Genomic DNA, 18,163 nt, shown 5'->3' with positions numbered 1-18,163 from the left:
TGAACAATAAACAGTACCCCCGGCAGATGACGCATGGACAGCTTCTTTGCGTTCACGATATCGTCGTCCCCTCATTGCAGCGCCGCCCATACCGGAAGCCCAGGATCCGGACCGGCGGCAACAATCGAAAGAGGGAAACATGCTGAAAAGATTAGGCCTTGCCGCTACAGCGCTCGGCGTTACCGCCCTGCCCGCCTTTGCCCATTTGAACCCGGAAGAGCACGGCTCCTTCATGGCCGGCGTTTCCCACCCGTTCTTTGGCGCGGACCATATTCTGGCAATGGTGGCCGTCGGCATATGGGCCTCGCAGATCGCCGCCGCAAACAGTGACCGAAAAGCCTTGTGGATCGTGCCGTCCGCCTTTGTCGGCACCATGGCCGTCGGGTTTCTGATGGCGGTTTACGGTATCGGTCTTCCCTTCGGCGAACCCGCCATCCTCGCCTCCGTCATTGGTCTCGGCCTGCTGGTTGCCACAGCGGCAAAGCTTCCCGCGACGGCGGCGGCATCGGTTGTCGGCGCTTTCGCGCTTTTCCACGGTCATGCCCATGGCGGTGAACTGGGCAGTGCCGGCGCGTGGCAATTCGGCCTTGGCTTCATGATCGCCACCGCGCTGCTGCATCTGGCCGGCATCGCGCTCGGCCTTGGCATTGCCCGTTTCGGCTCGGCGGCAAGCCGCACCATCGGCGCGCTGACAGCAATCGCCGGCCTGTCGCTTGCCCTCGGCGGCTGACGATCATTACCGAAATTTAAAATTCGGGCCGCTTTGAAAAGCCTGAATTGAGGCCTACCTCCTTATCGTGGATTTACGCTTCACGGTAAGGAGGCAGCATATGTCACCGGAAGAAAGCCAGCTTCTCAAGGGCCTGTTCGACAGGACCAAAACCGCATCCGCCACCCCGCGTGACCGCGAGGCGGAAACATTGATCGCAGACGCCGTGCGCGATCAGCCCGCAGCCCCCTATTATCTCGCCCAGGCGGTGATTGTTCAGGAAAAAGGGCTGGAAGCGGCAGCAGCCCATATCAGGCAGCTCGAAGACCGCATCCATGCGCTGGAAAGCGGTAACAACGCCCCGCAGGCGGCCGCACAGGGCGGGTTTCTGAGTTCCATTTTCGGCACCGGCCAGCCGCAGCCACCCGCACCGACGCCAGCCCCGGCTGCTGCCCCGACCTCATGGCGCAATGATACCGCCGGCCAGACGGCTGGCCCCTGGGGATCGCCGGCTGGTCAGCAGCAACCCGGCGGCCCCTGGAGCCAGCAGCCCAATGCCGTCGGGCGTTCAGGTGGTGGCTTTCTGCAGGGTGCGCTTGGCACCGCCGCCGGCGTCGCGGGCGGCATGCTGCTTGCCAATTCGTTGAGCGGCATTTTCGGCAGCCACATGTCGTCGCTGGGGTTGGGTTCACCCTTCGGCGGCACTAATGCCGCAGGCAATGCCCCGGTCGAAGAAACCGTCGTCAACAATTATTACGGCGACAGCGCAAACCAGCTGAACAACGACGACGATGACGATAATATCCAGCAGGCCGATTATGACGACAGCGCCGACGATATGGATTCCGATTCAGGCGACGACGGGTCGTTCGCCTGAATCGTCATGCCTGTAAACAGCCGGATCAGCCCCGACCGCGATAGGTCGGGACACCCTGATCCGGCAGCCACACGCCTTCGGGCGCAGCTCCGGTCTGCCAGAAGACGTCGATCGGAATGCCACCGCGCGGATACCAGTACGCGCCGATCCTGAGCCATTTCGGCTGCAGCAGCTCCACCAGACGCTTGGCGATATAGACCGAGCAATCCTCGTGGAATGCGCCGTGGTTGCGGAAGGACTGCAGGAACAGCTTCAGCGACTTCGATTCCACCAGAAAATCACCCGGAATATAATCGATGACGATATGGGCGAAATCCGGCTGGCCGGTCATCGGGCAAAGCGAGGTGAATTCGGGCGCGGTGAAGCGCACCACGTAATCAGTGCCGGCATTGCCGTTCGGCACCTTTTCAAGAATGGCCTTTTCCGGGCTCTCGGGCGTATCGACCTTCGTGCCCAGCTGCGACAGGCCGGAAACATCCGTCACGGACATGGAAAACTCCTGATTACTTATACAATGACTTTGACGCCATGCGCCTTTTCGCCCTCAGGCTCGACGTGAATGGCAAGGCTGGCGCCCGGTATGACCTCCCTTATGGCATCTTCAAGGCGGTCGCAAATATCATGCGCCTCCCGCACCGTCATCGTGGCGGGAACGACCACGTGGAAATCGATGAATGCCGCCGAACCGGCACGGCGGGTTCTCAGGTCATGCACGCCCATCACGCCGCCGGAATGTTCGGCAATCGCCTTCTTGATCGCCTCGTCTTCTTCCGGCTCCACGGCCCGGTCCATCAGCCCGCCCAACGAATGCAGGATGACCTTCGATCCCTGAAACAGGATGTTGATGGCAACCAGAATGGCGAGCAGCGGATCGAGAATGGCGTAACCCGTCAGAAGCGCCAGAATGAGGCCGACGAGAACACCCACCGAGGTCACGACATCGGACATGATGTGATGGCCATCGGCCGCAAGCGCCGGCGAGGCGTATTTTTTACCGACGCGGATCAGGGTTGTCGCCCAGACGGCATTGATGACGGCCGCAAAGGCGTTGATGGCAAGACCGAGAACCGGCGCTTCCGGCAGCCTCGGACTGAAAAGGCTGCCCCACGCTTCCTGCACGATCAGGAGCGCGGCAACGACGATCAGCACGCCTTCCACCACGGCGGAAATATATTCCGCCTTGTGATGGCCGAACTGATGGTCGTCATCCGCGGGCTTCTGCGCATAACGAATGACGAAATAGGCGATGAAGGCCGCGACCACGTTGACGGTCGATTCCAGACCATCAGACAGAAGCGCGACGGACCCCGTGACCCACCATGCCAGAAGCTTGAGGCCCAGCACGCCGAAAGAAAGTGGAATGCCCCAGAATGCGAGCTTCCTTACCAGTGCATTGCCTTCACTGTTCATTTTTGCCCCCGTGCGGATGCGAACGAATTGCATGACCGACTGCCAAAACGCACGAACCGCGCGCACGGGGTCTCCGTGCGCGCGGTTCGCTATTAGGGTTTTCTATCGTTCAAACCGCAGGCAAGGTCAAGAGCCTCAAGATCGCATCAACAACCTCAGTCCTCGCTTTTCTGTTCGCAGAAACGGATGCGGTTGCCGAAGGGATCGGTGACTTCCATCACATCGCCCCAGGGCAGTTCTTCGACGCCCGGCTTCATGAAGCGATAGTCATGTGCCGCCAGTTCCTGCTGATAGGCGTGAACGCCGCGCATGGTGACAAAGATGTTGGAGCCCGGCGTCGCATCGCCGTGATGGCCGCTGAGGTGCAGCCCCATTCCGGCGCGCGATACCTGCATATAGAGCGGGAAATTGTCGCCGAAGCGATGTTCCCAGTCGATCTCGAAGCCGAGAAAATCGACATAAAATTCCCGGGCCTTGGCCTCGTCGAAAATCCTGACGATCGGGAACGTCCGCTCGAAACCGATTTCTGAAAGGCTGTGCTTTTCGGCGTCGCGCATGCGCACTTTCCCGTTTTTAAGGCCATGAAAAAATACCGGCCGCAACAGGTGCGGCCGGTATCGTCAGCTTATTCGGCGGCGACGATCTTGCCGTCCTGCCACTTGAAGAGCGAGAAGGTCTGCGACGTCAGGTCGCCATTCTCGCCATAGGTGACCTTGCCGATTGCCGTGGCGAAAGCATCACCGCTCTTCAGAGCCGTGACAACCGCTTCGGCATCCTTGGCGCTTCCAGCCTTCTCGATGCCGGCCTTCAGAACTTCAACGGCAGCGTAGGCATTGAGGGTGAAGGCTTCCGCCGGAATGTTGGCAGCCTTCAGCGCTTCGGCTGCGGCCTTGGAGTCGTCGTTCTTCAGCGCGTCAGAGGCGTTGGTGAAGATGGTGCCTTCGCCAGCCTGCGAACCGATGTTCCAGAACTCGCTGTTCGACAGGCCGTCACCGCCAATGACGGCAGCCTTGGAGCCGATGTCCTTCAGCTGGCGCACCAGAAGACCGGCTTCCGGATGGTAACCGCCGAAATAGACGACATCGGCATTGTCGGACTTCAGACGGGCTGTCAGCGCGCCGAGATCCTTTTCGCCGGGTGTCAGGGCATCATAGAGAACTTCGGTCACGCCACCGGCATTCAGCGTTGCCTTGAAGGCATCCGCAAGACCTTTACCGTAGGCGCCCTTGTCGTGAATGATGGCGATCTTCTTGTCCTTGAGGTTGGCGAGAACGTATTTCGCCGCAACCTCGGCCTGCTGGTCGTCACGACCACAGGTACGGAAGACGTTGGAAAGGCCACGGTTGGTCAGGCCCGGCGCAGTTGCCGTGGGGGTGATCATCAGTACGCCGTTTTCGGCAAAGACATCCGATGCCGGAATGGCGACGCCAGACGTCACCGGACCGACGACGAAATGAATGCCTTCGGCAACGAGCTGGTTGGCCGCGGAAACGCCCTGCTTCGGCTCGCCGCCATCGTCGGCCAGCTTCAGCACGACCTGTTCGCCGAGGATGCCGCCCTTTTTGTTGATTTCATTGACTGCCGTCTGCGCGCCGTTCTTGACCTGGTCGCCATAGGCAGCGACGGGGCCGGTGAGCGGCGCAATCAGGCCGATGACGATTTCGGCATGGGCAAGGGGTGCGAATGCGAAGGACGCGGCAAGCGTCACGCTGGTCAATGTCTTCAGTTTCATCCTGGTGTCTCCTTAAAAGGGGTCGCGGACCCGGTGAGCGCCATGGGCGTTGACCGAATGAAACTTATCGGACGCCTCCCGGCGAAAACTCGTTCCATGTTTGAATTCCGAGCCTTCAATCTCAACTCATACGGAAGGTTTGATGATTTATGCAAGTCACCTTTGTTGGATAAGGTCTATTACCTGTAAATCAATCGCCCCGCCCGTCATGATTGCGCTATCAGAACCTATAATCGACCCTTCGTAAACCCTTGGCGTTTGGCTGCCAGAAGTGGATAATACCGGCATGATCGCAGCAGATGACGCATTTCTGACGGGCCTTCCCGTCTTCCGGCATTTTGAGGACGTGGCAGACCCGGCGCTTTACCGCGCCCTGCCGCCGGGATGGGGCCTGGCCATCGCCGATATCGTCGATTCGACGGCCGCGATCGGTGCCGGCAGGTACAAGTCCGTCAACATGGCTGGCGCGGCGGTCATATCAGGCGTCTCGAACAGTCTTGGCCGCCATGACCTGCCATTCGTCTTTGGTGGCGATGGCGCCGCCGTCGCCGTGCCGGCAAATGGAATGCCGCTTGCGGGCATCGCCCTTTCGAACGTTCAGCGCTGGGTGAAGGACGACCTTGACCTTTCGATGCGGGTTGCCCTGGTGCCGATCGAAGACATCCGCACAAACGGCTTCGATGTCAGGGTCGCGCGCTTTCAGGCAAGCGAAGATGTTTCCTATGCAATGTTTTCGGGCGGCGGCAACAGCTGGGCGGAAGCGCAGATGAAGGCCGGGCAATATACCCTGCCAGCCGCCGCAGCGGGTGAGCGGCCGGATCTCACGGGCCTCTCATGCCGCTGGAACCCCATTCCGGCCACCCATGGCAAGGTGGTGTCGATCATCGCCGTGCCGGGACCGTCGCAGGATATGCCCGCCTTCCGGCAACTGGTCGTCGATCTCGTTGATCTGGCCGCCCAGGATGCAAGACATGGCCACCCCGTGCCGGAGGACGGACCGAAACTCGGTTTTGTCGGAGAAGGCCTCGGTCTCGAAGCAAAGGCTGGCGCTGCCTATCACGATGGCTGGGGGCAGAAGCGCCGTTCGCTGCGCATCCTCGGCGAAAGCCTGCTCGTCAATCTTCTCGGCCTGACCGGGGTGTCGCTCGGGCGGTTCAATGCGGAGCGTTACCGACGCTCGGTGGCCAGCAACACCGATTTCAGGAAATTCGATGACGGCCTGAAGATGACGGTGGACATAGACGCCGCGCGGTTCGAAAAAATCCATGCCCGGCTGGAACAGGCCCGCCTGTCCGGAACCTGCTATTTTGGCCTGCACGAACAGGAGGCCGCCCTGATGACCTGTATCGTGCCCTCGCCGCTTTCGCGGGATCACATGCATTTCGTGGACGGTGCGGACGGCGGATATGCGGCAGCGTCAAGCCGCCTCAAACAACAGATGCAGGCGGCGCTATCCCCATAAGACCCGCCGGTGTGAGAGGTGCGCCTCTTAAGCCTGATGGTCCTCCGATCCAGACGCAGGACCTGAAAACGAAAAACCGGCGTCGTGCGCCGGTTTCAACGGATATGTTGCCGCGAAGGCCCGAAAAATGGCCGTGGGATCAAGCGGCGGTCTTGCTGCTGCTCTTCTGCACCTGGCAATAAATTTCCTCGAGGGAGGCGAGGATTTTTTTGACGGATTCGGAGTTGCTGGAGTAATAGATGGTCTGCGCATCCCGTCGTGTCTTGACCAGCCGTTGCGCACGCAATTTGGAAAGATGCTGCGAAAGAGCGGACTGGCTGAGACCAACCTGCGAAGCGAGAACACCGACCGGCACTTCCGTATCCACCAGCGTGCATAAGATCATCAGGCGCTTGGGATTCGCCATCGCTGAGAGCAAGTCTGCAGCGGCGATGCTATGTTCCGACAGAGATTGGTTATCCATACGCTCAAGTCTCCTGATGACAGTCGGAAAGACCGTCATGGTGGCTATAATAGGTGTTCCAAAAGAAGTTTTTATAATTCGGCGGATACGTTGTATATACCTAAATCTTGCTTATATCGTGTCCCTTTCAAAGACTATTCTTGACCATTTATTTACTTAAGACATCGCGACTAAATTATAATCTTTTTGCCTGATTTTTATCAATTTAGCAATAACCTTATGTATTAGCAGTAGTATTTATAAGCAGTAAACGATCAAAATTTGAGCGTATAAATCTTGACGACCAGTGCCCGGTTTTGAGGCTGCAATCTTATACCACCTTAAATTTAGCAACGGCCTACAGAATCTAGATTAACTTTGCGCAATTTTCTCGAAATTTGCAATATGATTTTTATTAGTAATTATTTTCATGCATAACTTATGATACCAAAAATATTCTTTGCTACCGTGGGAAGGTATAACTTGCGCCGCAGGCCCGCTTTAAAAGCATAAAGGGCCCTCCATCACGGAAGGCCCTTTTTTGCTTTTTCACCGCGGGGGAATATTATTTTTTGCGATGCCGGGTCAGCCCCGTCACGATCTCGTCGGCGGAGATTGTGCCTATGATCGCGCCATTGTCGACGACACCGATCGCGCCCGAATGCTTCGCAAGCGCATCGAGAATGTCGATCAGCGGCGATGACGCAAGCGCGGTGGCGGCCACGGTAAGCCGCCCGTTTCGCTCGTCGACACCGGGCTTCATCACGTCGGCGGCGGTGAGCATCGAGATCGGGTTCATGTTCTGCACGAAGTCAGCGACATATTGCGTGGCCGGCTGCTTGACGATCTGCTGTGGCGTACCGCACTGGATGATACGTCCGCCTTCCATCATGGCGATGCGATTGCCGATGCGGAATGCCTCGTCCAGATCGTGACTGACAAAGAGAATGGTCTTCTTCAGCCGGCTCTGGAATTCCAGAAGCTCATCCTGCAAACGGCTTCTGATCAGCGGATCGAGCGCCGAAAACGGCTCGTCCATCAAGAGAATCGGCGCGCCGGTGGCGAAGGCACGGGCCAGCCCCACACGCTGCTGCATGCCGCCGGAAAGTTCTCCCACCTTGCGGTCGGCCCAGGCGGAGAGGTTCACCAGTTCCAGCTGCTCGGACACCATGCGTTTGCGCTCCGCTTCCGGCACGCCGGAAAGCTCGAGCCCGAAACCGACATTGTCGGCCACATTGCGCCAGGGCAGAAGGCCGAATTGCTGGAAGACCATGGAAACCGTGTGCGTGCGCAGGTCGCGCAACGCCTTCGCCGGGCACCGATAGGGATCGACATAACCGGACTTGGTCTTCACGCCGACATTGCCGCGCACCACCGGCGCCAGACCGTTGACGGCGCGAAGCAGCGTCGATTTGCCGGATCCGGAAAGCCCCATGAGCACGAGGATTTCGCCTTCACTCACCGACAGCGAGGCATTGGCAACACCGAGCACCAGCCCGGTTTCGTTATTGATCTCGTCGCGGGTACTGTCTCTGTCGATCATCGGCAGGGCGGCATCGGGCCGGTCGCCGAAAACGATATCGACATTTCCGAAGATGATGGCGTCGCTCATAGGTCATCCTCCGCGCCGGGAAGTCGGAAAAGCCGGTCGAGAACGATCGCCAGTATGACGATGCACAGCCCCGCCTCGAAGCCCATGGAGATGTTGACGGTGTTGAGCGCGCGCACCACCGGTACGCCGAGCCCGTTGGCACCGACGAGAGCGGAGATGACCACCATCGACAGCGACAGCATGATCGTCTGGGTCAGGCCCGCCATGATCTGCGGCGCGGCGAAGGGAAGCTCCACCTTGCGCAAAACCTGGGACGGCGTCGCACCGAAGGCGACCGCCGCCTCCACCAGCGCCGGCGGCGTCGAGACGATGCCGAGGCGGGTAAGCCGCACGGGGGCCGGGATGGCGAAGATGACGGTGGCTATGAGCCCGGGAACCATGCCGAGGCCGAAAAGCACCAGCGCCGGGATAAGATAAACGAAGGTCGGGATGGTCTGCATCAGGTCCAGCACCGGGCGCATGCCGGCATAAATCCATTTGCGCCGCGCCGCCAATATGCCGAGCGGTATGCCGATGATCATGCAAACGGCGCTCGCGGCCATCACCAGCGCCAGCGTTTCCGTCGTGGCTTTCCAGTAACCGAGATTGATGATGAGCAACAGGCCGAGCGCCGTGAAGAGCGGCATACCGACAGACCGGCGTGTCCAGGCCGAAAGCGCCGTCACTATCGCGACGATGATCAGCGGATGCGGCGCCTGTAAAACATAAAGCAGGGCGTTGATGACGCTTTGGAAGATGAAAGAAAGCCAATCGAAGAAAAAAGCGAGATTGCCGGTCAGCCAATCGATGGCCTCCTTGGCATATCGGCCGACAGGCAGGCGGTTTTCAGGAGCGCTGAGCCATTCCACGGTAAGAAAAGACCTTTCGTGAACAAATGCAGAAACGACGGCCGGCAGCGGGACTGCCGGGCGCGGTGCTGGCGCATGACCTGCGGTGCGGCAAAATTCGCCGGCTGAGGTCATGCATGGGCATCGTTATTTCCCGCTGCAATCCGGCCTGTCGCACAGGCCGGACGCAGTCATGCATGGTCTTGCGTTAAAGGCCCAGTGCCTTCTTGGCGGCGGGCAAGGCGTCGGCGCTGCCGTCCTTGGTCTTGACGTTGGCGAGCCAGGGCTCGATCGCCGCCGGATTGGCCTTCAGCCAGGCCGTTGCTGCGGCTTCGCCCTCAAGGCCGTCATTCAGGATCTTGCCCATGATCTCGTTTTCCATGGGCAGGGAAAATTGCAGGTTCTTCAGAAACGCGCCGACATTCGGGCACTCCTCGACATAACCCTTGCGCACATTGGTATGGATCGTCGCGCCGCCGAGATTGGGGCCGAAGACCTCGTCGCCACCGGTCAGGTAGGTCAGCTTGAAATTCGCATTCATCGGATGCGGTTCCCAGCCGAGGAAGACGATCGGCTCGCCGGATTTTTCCGAGCGGGCAACCTGCGACAGCATGCCCTGTTCGGAAGACTCCACCACCTCGAATGATTTCAGGCCGAAACTATCCTTGGCCACCATGTCGAGGATCAGGCGATTGCCGTCATTGCCCGGCTCGATGCCGTAAATCTTGCCGCCGAGATCGGCGCTATGGGCGGCGATATCCTTGAAGTCCTTGATGCCGAGTTCGGCACCCTTGGCGTTGGTCGCCAGCGTGTATTTGGCGCCCGTCAGGTTTTCACGCAGCGTCTCAACAGATTTGTCTTCGCGGTAAGGCGCGATATCGCCTTCCATGGTCGGCATCCAGTTGCCGAGGAAGACGTCGATGTCCTTGTTTTTCAAGGATGTATAGGTAACAGGTACGGAGAGAAGCTTGACGTCGGTTTCATAACCCAGGCTTTTCAGAAGTACGGTGGCGGTCGCCGTTGTGGCCGTGATGTCGGTCCAGCCAACATCTGAGAAACGCACCGTACCGCAACTTGCCGGCTCGGCGGCACCGGCCGCGCTGAACGTCATGGAGGAGATTGCTGCGGCCAGGGCCAGACAGCGGCTTCTATTTGCAAACATTGTTTGCTCCCTTTTTTTTCGTTCCCTTGCCATTATCAATATCTGCCGGCCACAATCAACTCGCGTGCATTTGCGTGCTTTGGCCCACCGTTTGCGACAAAACCGTGAAAATGTCGGCCTTCAACCGTGTAATGTCGAGAATGGCAGGCCGCGGAAATCTGTGTTTTTTCCATCTCCGCACTTTTCAACCCGCTTCTTCGCCGTCAAAAGACGCAGATTGCAGCATCGGCTCGGGAATGAGAATCGGTTTTGCAAGGCGCGATGCGCCGATTCAGAAAATTGGAGCGGTGGTTGCGACGCGTCTGACGAACGCAAAGGCGCTCCGGGAGTGGATAATGGCAAAACTCTATTTCAATTATTCGACGATGAATGCCGGCAAATCGACCATGCTGCTGCAGGCGTCCTATAATTATCAGGAACGCGGCATGCGCACCCTGATCTTCACGGCCGCCTTCGACAACCGGGCGGGCGTCGGTCGCGTCGCCTCGCGCATCGGCCTGTCCTCCGACGCCCTGACCTTCGATGAAAATACCGACCTCTTCGCCGAGGTATCGGCCCTTAATGCCGAGGCGCCGGTCGCCTGCGTTTTCATCGACGAAGCCAACTTTCTCTCCGAACACCATGTCTGGCAGCTGGCCAATATTGCCGACAGGCTGAATATTCCGGTCATGACCTATGGCCTGCGCACGGATTTTCAGGGCAAGTTATTCCCCGCCTCGAAGGAACTGCTCGCCATCGCCGACGAGCTTCGCGAAATCCGCACCATCTGCCATTGCGGTCGCAAGGCGACGATGGTGGCCCGTTTCGACAATGAAGGAAAGGTCGTGACGGAAGGCGCGCAGATCGAGGTCGGCGGCAATGAAAAATACGTTTCCTTCTGCCGCCGCCATTGGGTGGAGACCATCAAGGGCGGCTGAGCCTCTGCGTCCGGTTGCCGCATTTGATTTTTCGCAAAGATGGCTGCCCTGCTCCTGCGCTAAGACGAGGACGACACATTCGCGTGGATGTGCTTTCTCTCAGGAGCAAAATTATGCAGAACAAAACTGCCAAATTCGCCAGCCTCGCCATCATCGCAGGCCTTTTCGCCTTTCCCGCCCTCTCGGCTGAAATCGAAGTAAAGATGCTCAACAAGGGCAGCGACGGCCAGGCGATGGTCTTCGAACCGGCAACCGTCAAGGCCGCTGTCGGTGACGTCATCACCTTCGTTCCGGTCGACAAGGGCCATGATGCGGCAGCCGTCAAGGAAATGATCCCCGAAGGTGTCGCCGACTTCAAAGGCAAGATGAACGAGACGGTGAAGGTGACGGTCGACAAGGAAGGCGCATATGTCGTCAAATGCACACCGCATCTTGGCATGGGCATGGTGGCTCTCATTGTCGTTGGCGACGCACCGCCGGCCAATCTGGATGCTGTCAAGAACGGTAAGCTGCCGAAGAAAGCCCGTGACCGGCTGAATGCCGAGATCACCAAACTGGGCCTGTAACCGCATATCCCTGCGGCTCCGCGGCGGCAATATCCGGTTAAGCAGTCTGAGCATGCCGGAATGGCCGACGCGGACCGCAGGTTGAGAAAAGTTTCGCAATCATGTTGTATCCCGGTTGACCGGGACATATCTGGAAGACAGTAAATGACCGTGGTTTTTCCGAAGCGCCGAAGGGCGCCCGGTTGAACCGCGGATTTTTCTTCCGGCGTCCAGCCCCACGGGCAGAGGAGACTATGACGACATGATCGACCGGATCACCGCATTGATTCAGGCAGCCTTCAGCGCCATCGGCAAGGCCGCCGGCATGGTCGTCGCCTGGCTTTTGTGGCCCTTCATGGCCGCCCATGGCTGGTATCGCGACCGCAACTGGATCATCAAGGGACCGATCGCTCTGGTTCTCATCCTGCTTGCCGGCTTTTACGGATATTTCGTCTGGCAGACGCAGGTCTGGAGCAATTTCGACCCGGATTACATTTCCCGTTACAAGCTGTCTGAACGCACCGTGCCGCCCGGACAGGAATTGCCGGCCGCCACCCCGGCTGCAGCCACCGGCGCTGCCGCCAACACGTCCGCACCCGTGTGCCAGCGATCCGCCATCGTCGATGCCGCCGCCGATCTCACCGATTTCAACGTCAACCAGAATGCATGGATTTCCTCCATGCTGCTTTACCGTCTCGGCCTCTTCGGCATGGATTGGGACAGCACGCCGTTTCTGGATAACAAGGCTTCGTTCCAGCGCGGCGTGAACCAGGCCGTGCGCCGCACCTCGGTGGAACTGGTGGATACGCTTGGCCGCGTGCGCGGCACCTCTGGTATCAACAACAATCTCCAGGAAGCGCGTGGCAACATGCAGTTCAGCGAATATTCCTGGTATTTCGGCCTTGATCCCTTCGGTCCGAAGACGCCTACACCCAGCTATTACCGCGCCGCCATCCGCAGCTTCCAGGCTTTCAACGGCGAACTGACCGCCTGCAAGGCCGTCTTCGATACCCGTGCCGACAACCTCATCCAGTTCATCGACCGTATTGCCGGCGATATCGGCTCCACATCGGCAATTCTGCGCGAGCGTTCGGAAAATTATAATGGCGGCTGGTTCGACACCCGCGCCGACGACCGTTTCTGGTTCGCCTATGGCCAGCTCTACGGTTATTACGGCGTGCTTTCGGCCGCCGGATCGGACTTCGCGCAGGTCATCCGCGAGCGTAATCTCACCAACCTGTGGAACGACACGCTGGTGCAGACCCGCGCGGCGCTGCGCATCCAGCCGGCGATCATCTCCAATGGTGAGGAAAGCGGCTGGATCATGCCCTCGCATCTCGCCACCATGGGATTTTACGTACTGCGGGTTCGTTCGAACCTCGTCGAGCTCCGTTCCGTTCTCGACCGCTGACAATGATGCCGGCCCTTTGCGGCCGGCTCAATCTATCAGGCGCTGACGTATGGTCTTTGCCACCAGCTGCGTGCGGTTGACGCAGTCGAGCTTGCGCATGGCGTTGTTCATATAGGTATTGACGGTGTGTTCCGAGATGGAGAGAAGCTCGGCGATTTCCACGGAGGTCTTGCCCTGTGCGGTCCAGCGCACCACATCGAGCTCCCGTTTCGTTAAAGGCGACGGGCTTTTGGAGCCGATGCGGCAAAGACGGTCATAGACCTCCAGAGCATGCAGCACGATCATGCCCAGTTCATTCAGCGATGCCTGTGAGAGGGCATCGCGATCGCCGGCAAAATTCATCAGGTGCCGGTTTCCGCTCATGCCGCTGACGGGCACCATGAGCCCGGAGGTGATGCCGATGCTGCCGAGCGATGCCCCCGCTTCCGCCAGCGTTCCGCAGGCAATATCCGCGTCGTCCAGCGACCAGTATTGCGGCATCATCGATGAGGCGCCACGCTTGATAACGGGACACTCGCCAAGCGCACCATTCGCGGTCATCGCATTCACAACCCAGACCGGCAGGCTGCTTTCCACAACTGTTGGCAAGGCATAGGCATTGCTGCCGCCGGGTAATTTCATCAGTGTCACATGCGCATAGCCGAACGCGCGCATTACCTCTAGCAGCGCCATCAGCCATTGCTGCCTGTCGGCGGCGGCCGACAGGTCACGGCAAAGTCTGGCCTGGCGCTCCGTTTTCGACATTCAGCCACCACCACCCGATGGGCGCAAAATGCCCCAATGCGAGGAACAGACAGCAAAGGCAAAGACGGTTGCGACCTTCATGACCGGCGGACCACCTGAATTAAAGCGCGGGTTTTTCGGACTTGTCCTTTGGCTTGGCCATCAGTTTTTCCAGAAAACCGAGCATAACCGCCGAGACGACAAAAGCCAGATGAATGATGGTGAACCACATCAGCTTGCTGTCCGAATATTGGTTGGCGTTGAGGAATATCTGCAGCAGATGGATCGACGAAATCGCCACGATCGACGATGCGACCTTGATCTTCAGACTGCCGGCATCGAGCTTGCCAAGAAACGAAACCTCGTCATCCGCATTGTCGAAGCGGCTGACGAAATTCTCGTAACCGGAAATCATCACCATGACGATCAGGCTGGCGACCAGCGCCGCATCGATCAACCCAAGCATGGCGAGGATCATATCCGACTCGTCATAAATAAAGACGTTTTTTGCAACCTTCAGGAATTTGAGCGCGAAGGAAAACGCATAAACCGCCAGCGCCGCGACAAGCCCGAGATAAAAAACGACGAGCAGCCAGCGGCTGGAGAGGATGATCCGCTCGACGAGCAGTTCAAGAGACTTCATTTCCGTATCCGATAATAATCTGTTTACTGTTGGAGCATGCTTTCTTTCGCCATGTAAACTGGCTGTGAATATCCTAGCAAGCGGCAATGTCGGGACTTTGGCGACACCATGGCGTTTTTGCCGCATTCAGCGGCTGGAAGACGCCACGGCAGCCCGTAACATTTCTGCAACATACCGTTATGCTTTAAAACATGATGCGAAAAGTCATATATAATATGTTGACAGTTATCATCATGTTTTCTAGTCCTCACCTATCGGCTCGCCCGTAACAATTCAGAACATTTTCAGCCGCGCACAAGTGCGGCGCGTTTTCGCGCGCCGTGTCTATATGCGCGCCTACCGGGGGTACTAATGTCCATCTCGCGCACACATTCCGCGCTGCTTCTGTGCACTGCCATGTCTCTTCTGCCGCTTGCCGGCCCTGCAGGGGCACAGGATGCCGCTTCGCAGGCGAACGGCACGACGACGCTTGAAAAGATCGTGGTCAAGGGCAAGCGCGTTAAAAGCGCCAACGCCGCTGCCGATACGCCGCTGGCAAGCCAGACGACGGCGGAAGAGATTCGCAAGAAGGATATCGGCAGCATCAAGGATCTTGGAAACACCACCGAGCCAGGCGTCGATTTCATCGAAGCCAAGCCCGGCAAGCCTGGTGGCCTGTTCATTCGCGGCCTCGGCGGCGCACGCGTCGTAACACTGATCGACAATATCCCCGTCCCCTTCTTTGAAAACTTCGCCCGCCAGGGTCAGGCCACCACCACGTTAAGCAATACGAATTCGAGCTTTGATTTCTCATCGCTTTCGACGGTTGATGTGGTGCGCGGTGCCGACTCCAGCCGTATCGGCTCCGGCGCTCTCGGTGGTGCGCTCGTGCTGCGCACACTCGAGCCGGAAGACCTGATCGGCGAAGGCAAGGATTGGGGCGGCGTTGCCAAAACCACCTATGACAGCGAAGACAGAAGCGTCGGCGGCTCGCTTGCCGTTGCCAAGAAGATCGAGAACACCTCTGTTCTATTCCAGGGCTCCTACAAGCGTGGTAACGAGACGGATAACAAGGGCACGGACGATATCTACGGATTGCGCCGCACCAAGCCCAACCCCGCCGACACCTATGAAAGCAACCTGATGTTCAAGATCCGTCAGGATCTTGAAGGCGGCCATCGCATCGGCCTGACAGCAGAGCGTTACTCGCTGAGAAACCGCAGCGACATGAAAACCCTGCAGGGCGTCAGCATAACGGGCACGGGATCGAGCTATCGGATCGGCGACTACCGCGGCTATGAGAATACGGAGCGAGATCGCGTATCTCTCGACTACGAATACGAAGCACCTTCGACCGACGGCCTGATCGATGCCGCCAATCTGTCGCTTTACTGGACGCGCCTCTCCAAGGAATCCGGTGCTGGCGACCGACTGACCAACAATTCGCTCTATATTCGCGAAGACAGCATGCGCAACAGCGCATTCGGTATCGTCGGCGGCCTTGAATCCGGCTTCGAACTCGGCGGCGTGCAGCACACGGTCCGTTTCGGCGGCAACGCCATGACGACCGATTTCAGCCAGGAGCTTTACGCCAATACGGCCGGAGTGACGTCTTCGTCGCAGTCAGACATGCCTGACGTGAGCGGCAAGAGTCTCGGTCTTTATCTCGACGACGAAATTGCGTTTGGTAACGGCTTCCGCCTTACCCCCGGTTTGCGCTTCGATTCCTATGATTACGATCCGGATGGTTCGGTATCCAGCAACAGCGGCTACAGAACCTTCGGTCTGCCGAGCGGCAACAGCGGCTCGCGCTTCTCGCCAAAACTGCTCGCGACCTATGACCTCACCCCCGAGGTGCAGCTTTTTGCACAATGGTCCATGGCTTACCGTGCACCGACCATCAACGAGCTTTATCTGAACTTCTCGAACATCACTTCGGGCGGATATGCCGTTATCGGCAATTCCGAACTGAAGCCAGAAACGAGCAATGGTTTCGAAATCGGCGCGAACTACGCCTCCGGCGATCTTGCCGGAAGCCTGACGCTGTTCCACAACAAGTACAAGAATTTCATCGAGCAATATACGACGACGACCAACCTCTTCTCCTTCAGAGGGTCGCCGGGAAGCCTGTTCACCTATCGCAACCGCAACAATGTCGAAATCTCCGGTGTGGAAGCCAAGGTGCGCAAGGAGCTCGCAAACGGCTTCTTCGCCCACGCCTCGCTTGCTTACGCCTATGGCAAAGACACTGACACGAATGAGTTCATTCGCACGGTTGCGCCGTTCAAATCCGTCCTCGGCGTCGGCTACGAGCAGGAAACCTGGGGCACGGAATTCACGGGCGTCTTCTCATCCGGCATGCGTGACGACAAGGTGGCCAACACCTTCGATGCCCCCGGTTACGGCGTCTTCAACCTGAGTGGCTGGTGGGAGCCTGAACAGACGAAGGGCCTGCGTATTCAGGCCGGCATCTACAACCTGTTCGACAGGAAGTATTGGAATGCCGTCGGTGTCCGCGACATCAACCCCAACACTGCCAGCACCGTCAACCAACCGGTTGATTTCTATTCCGAAGCCGGACGCACCTTCAAAATCTCTCTGACCCAGAAATTCTAAAACCGGGCAGAAACATCATCTCCAGTCGGGGCGGCCTTCGGGTCGCCCCTTTTTTGTCAGCGGCAATAGAGGTAGCCGCCCTTGCGTTCCAGGACGTCGAGATGCAGGTGATCCTGATGGGTGGCATCGCTGCCGGGGGAAAGAACGGTGCGGAAGAACAGGCAGGCGGCGGCCGTAATCGTCCGCTGGAAGGCGCCTTCCGGCGTCCCGTCCTCGCCGCGCGGTTTCATCACCAGCGGCTCGCCCTTATCGAAGGCGATGGTGGAAATATCCACCGCATTGCCCTTGGCATGTTCGGAAATCTTGCCCGTTTCGGCACTGTTACGGTTGCGGCAGATATAGGTCGAGGCATTGGCGATCGCCGTCACCTTCTTCTCCGGCAGGGCAAGGGCTGCTGCCGGCAGCATCATCTCCTTGGTCCAGCGGGAAAGGGCAAGCGCGGTTTCACAGCGCATGGTGCCCGAAGGTTCAAGCTTGATGCCGGGCAGAACCGTGGAAAGCTCAATCGGCGCTTCAATGCCGCAGCCCTGCTCCTCGTCCCGGATCGGCTCAAGCTTTTTGAATTCCGCGCCGATTTCCTTCAGCGCACCGAGGCAGGCCTCAAGTGCTGCCGGGTCTTCCGGCTTTACCGGCTCCGGCGGTTTTTCCTTCGGTTTTGCCGCTTCGTCAGCCGGTTTCTGTTGTTCTCCGCCGTCCTTACCCTCGCTTTTCCCCTTCGCATCATCCGAACCCTTATCAGCCGGTGTCTTTTCACCATCCGGCTTCTGCTCTTCCGGAGCCTGTGGCTTCGGGACCGGTTTCGGCGCTTCCACCGGATCTTGCACCTTTTCGTCCGCGGGTTTTTCCGGGGGGGGTGGAGGATTGCGCCTCACCCGGTTTGGGCTGTGGCACGGGCACCTGGGGCGGCGGTTCCGAGGCGGAAATCAATGCGAGGCTGGCTACCAGAAGACACAGGCGATGAAGCATTATACGGGGTACTCCTGACCGTTTCGGCAGGAGAGCAACGCAGCAGCGGCAGGTAAGGTTCATTCCCCCACCGAAATCCGCTTGCCAAGGCGGATCGTGCACGCTAACAATTTTCCCATGAATATCGTGT

The 18,163-nt window shown here is 58.6% G+C and carries 17 protein-coding genes and 1 pseudogene; 7 read left to right on the top strand and 11 right to left on the bottom strand.

Going from position 1 to position 18,163, the window contains the following annotated elements; genetic code table 11:
- Positions 1 to 139: 139 nt before the first annotated feature.
- Together M0412_RS01530 and M0412_RS01525 are read left to right on the top strand one after the other, a co-directional pair.
- Entirely contained in the window at positions 140 to 730 is a 591-nt protein-coding gene (locus M0412_RS01530; RefSeq protein ID WP_269702032.1) for a HupE/UreJ family protein, read from the top strand.
- Between the two features lie 100 nt (positions 731 to 830).
- Entirely contained in the window at positions 831 to 1,586 is a 756-nt protein-coding gene (locus tag M0412_RS01525; RefSeq protein ID WP_269702029.1) for a DUF2076 domain-containing protein, read from the top strand.
- Between the two features lie 25 nt (positions 1,587 to 1,611).
- Here M0412_RS01525 and queF read toward each other — a convergent pair whose 3' ends face one another.
- The 4 genes from queF to M0412_RS01505 form a co-directional block, all read right to left on the bottom strand.
- Positions 1,612 to 2,076, bottom strand: coding sequence for a preQ(1) synthase (gene queF, locus M0412_RS01520; RefSeq protein WP_142840411.1), 465 nt, complete (start codon positions 2,074 to 2,076; stop codon positions 1,612 to 1,614).
- 17 nt (positions 2,077 to 2,093) lie between these two features.
- Positions 2,094 to 2,996, bottom strand: coding sequence for a cation diffusion facilitator family transporter (locus M0412_RS01515; protein WP_269702249.1), 903 nt, complete (start codon positions 2,994 to 2,996; stop codon positions 2,094 to 2,096).
- A 155-nt stretch (positions 2,997 to 3,151) separates the two neighbouring features.
- The gene (locus M0412_RS01510; RefSeq protein ID WP_269702027.1) at positions 3,152 to 3,553 is read right to left on the bottom strand and encodes a glyoxalase superfamily protein; all 402 of its coding nucleotides are present in this window, start codon (positions 3,551 to 3,553) and stop codon (positions 3,152 to 3,154) included.
- A gap of 68 nt (positions 3,554 to 3,621) precedes the next feature.
- The gene (locus M0412_RS01505; protein WP_142840413.1) at positions 3,622 to 4,728 is read right to left on the bottom strand and encodes a branched-chain amino acid ABC transporter substrate-binding protein; all 1,107 of its coding nucleotides are present in this window, start codon (positions 4,726 to 4,728) and stop codon (positions 3,622 to 3,624) included.
- A gap of 286 nt (positions 4,729 to 5,014) precedes the next feature.
- Between M0412_RS01505 and M0412_RS01500 the strand changes: the two genes are divergently transcribed.
- Positions 5,015 to 6,190, top strand: a complete 1,176-nt coding sequence (locus M0412_RS01500; protein WP_269702024.1) for a DUF3095 domain-containing protein — start codon at positions 5,015 to 5,017, stop codon at positions 6,188 to 6,190.
- Between the two features lie 139 nt (positions 6,191 to 6,329).
- Here the strand turns inward: M0412_RS01500 and M0412_RS01495 are convergent, their stop codons facing one another.
- The 4 genes from M0412_RS01495 to M0412_RS01480 all read right to left on the bottom strand — a co-directional run bounded on the left by M0412_RS01495 (position 6,330) and on the right by M0412_RS01480 (position 10,182).
- Positions 6,330 to 6,653 carry a helix-turn-helix transcriptional regulator gene (locus M0412_RS01495; RefSeq protein WP_046797913.1) on the bottom strand — a complete coding sequence of 108 codons (324 nt, stop codon included), beginning with the start codon at positions 6,651 to 6,653 and terminating at the stop codon, positions 6,330 to 6,332.
- A 544-nt stretch (positions 6,654 to 7,197) separates the two neighbouring features.
- Positions 7,198 to 8,244, bottom strand: a complete 1,047-nt coding sequence (gene choV / locus M0412_RS01490; RefSeq protein ID WP_269702020.1) for a choline ABC transporter ATP-binding protein — start codon at positions 8,242 to 8,244, stop codon at positions 7,198 to 7,200.
- Positions 8,241 to 9,092 (bottom strand): choline ABC transporter permease subunit, encoded by an 852-nt coding sequence (gene choW / locus M0412_RS01485; RefSeq protein WP_142840687.1) that lies wholly within the window; start codon positions 9,090 to 9,092, stop codon positions 8,241 to 8,243. The genes choV and choW overlap by 4 nt, the downstream gene beginning before the upstream one ends.
- 187 nt (positions 9,093 to 9,279) lie before the next feature.
- On the bottom strand, positions 9,280 to 10,182 hold the full coding sequence (locus tag M0412_RS01480; protein WP_371338215.1) for a choline ABC transporter substrate-binding protein: 903 nt from the start codon (positions 10,180 to 10,182) through the stop codon (positions 9,280 to 9,282).
- A 386-nt stretch (positions 10,183 to 10,568) separates the two neighbouring features.
- Here M0412_RS01480 and M0412_RS01475 point away from each other — a divergent pair, with 386 nt between their 5' ends.
- From M0412_RS01475 to M0412_RS01465, 3 genes are all read left to right on the top strand, one after another.
- Positions 10,569 to 11,150, top strand: coding sequence for a thymidine kinase (locus tag M0412_RS01475; protein ID WP_142840417.1), 582 nt, complete (start codon positions 10,569 to 10,571; stop codon positions 11,148 to 11,150).
- 113 nt (positions 11,151 to 11,263) lie between these two features.
- Complete coding sequence (locus M0412_RS01470; RefSeq protein ID WP_065113916.1) at positions 11,264 to 11,716, top strand: pseudoazurin; 453 nt, start codon at positions 11,264 to 11,266, stop codon at positions 11,714 to 11,716.
- A 241-nt stretch (positions 11,717 to 11,957) separates the two neighbouring features.
- A complete protein-coding gene (locus M0412_RS01465) occupies positions 11,958 to 13,106 on the top strand; it encodes a DUF2333 family protein (RefSeq protein WP_269702012.1) in 1,149 nt (382 codons plus the stop codon).
- Positions 13,107 to 13,133: 27 nt separating this feature from the next.
- On the opposite strand, the gene M0412_RS01460 is transcribed toward M0412_RS01465, so the two are convergent.
- Both M0412_RS01460 and M0412_RS01455 read right to left on the bottom strand, forming a co-directional pair.
- Positions 13,134 to 13,850: a LuxR family transcriptional regulator gene (locus tag M0412_RS01460; protein ID WP_142840419.1), complete on the bottom strand. Its 717-nt coding sequence runs from the start codon at positions 13,848 to 13,850 to the stop codon at positions 13,134 to 13,136.
- Between the two features lie 100 nt (positions 13,851 to 13,950).
- On the bottom strand, positions 13,951 to 14,472 hold the full coding sequence (locus tag M0412_RS01455; RefSeq protein ID WP_269702010.1) for a TIGR00645 family protein: 522 nt from the start codon (positions 14,470 to 14,472) through the stop codon (positions 13,951 to 13,953).
- Positions 14,473 to 14,823: 351 nt separating this feature from the next.
- Here M0412_RS01455 and M0412_RS01450 point away from each other — a divergent pair, with 351 nt between their 5' ends.
- Complete coding sequence (locus tag M0412_RS01450) at positions 14,824 to 17,067, top strand: TonB-dependent hemoglobin/transferrin/lactoferrin family receptor (RefSeq protein ID WP_269702008.1); 2,244 nt, start codon at positions 14,824 to 14,826, stop codon at positions 17,065 to 17,067.
- 56 nt (positions 17,068 to 17,123) lie between these two features.
- Here M0412_RS01450 and M0412_RS01445 read toward each other — a convergent pair.
- Positions 17,124 to 18,033, bottom strand: a pseudogene (locus M0412_RS01445) (extensin family protein).
- Positions 18,034 to 18,163: the final 130 nt, after the last annotated feature.

This window comes from Agrobacterium sp. O3.4 (assembly GCF_041414895.1).
GTDB lineage: Bacteria > Pseudomonadota > Alphaproteobacteria > Rhizobiales > Rhizobiaceae > Agrobacterium > Agrobacterium cucumeris.
The sequence above is the reverse complement of the archived record's forward strand: the minus strand, read 5'-3'. Positions and strand labels throughout refer to the sequence as shown.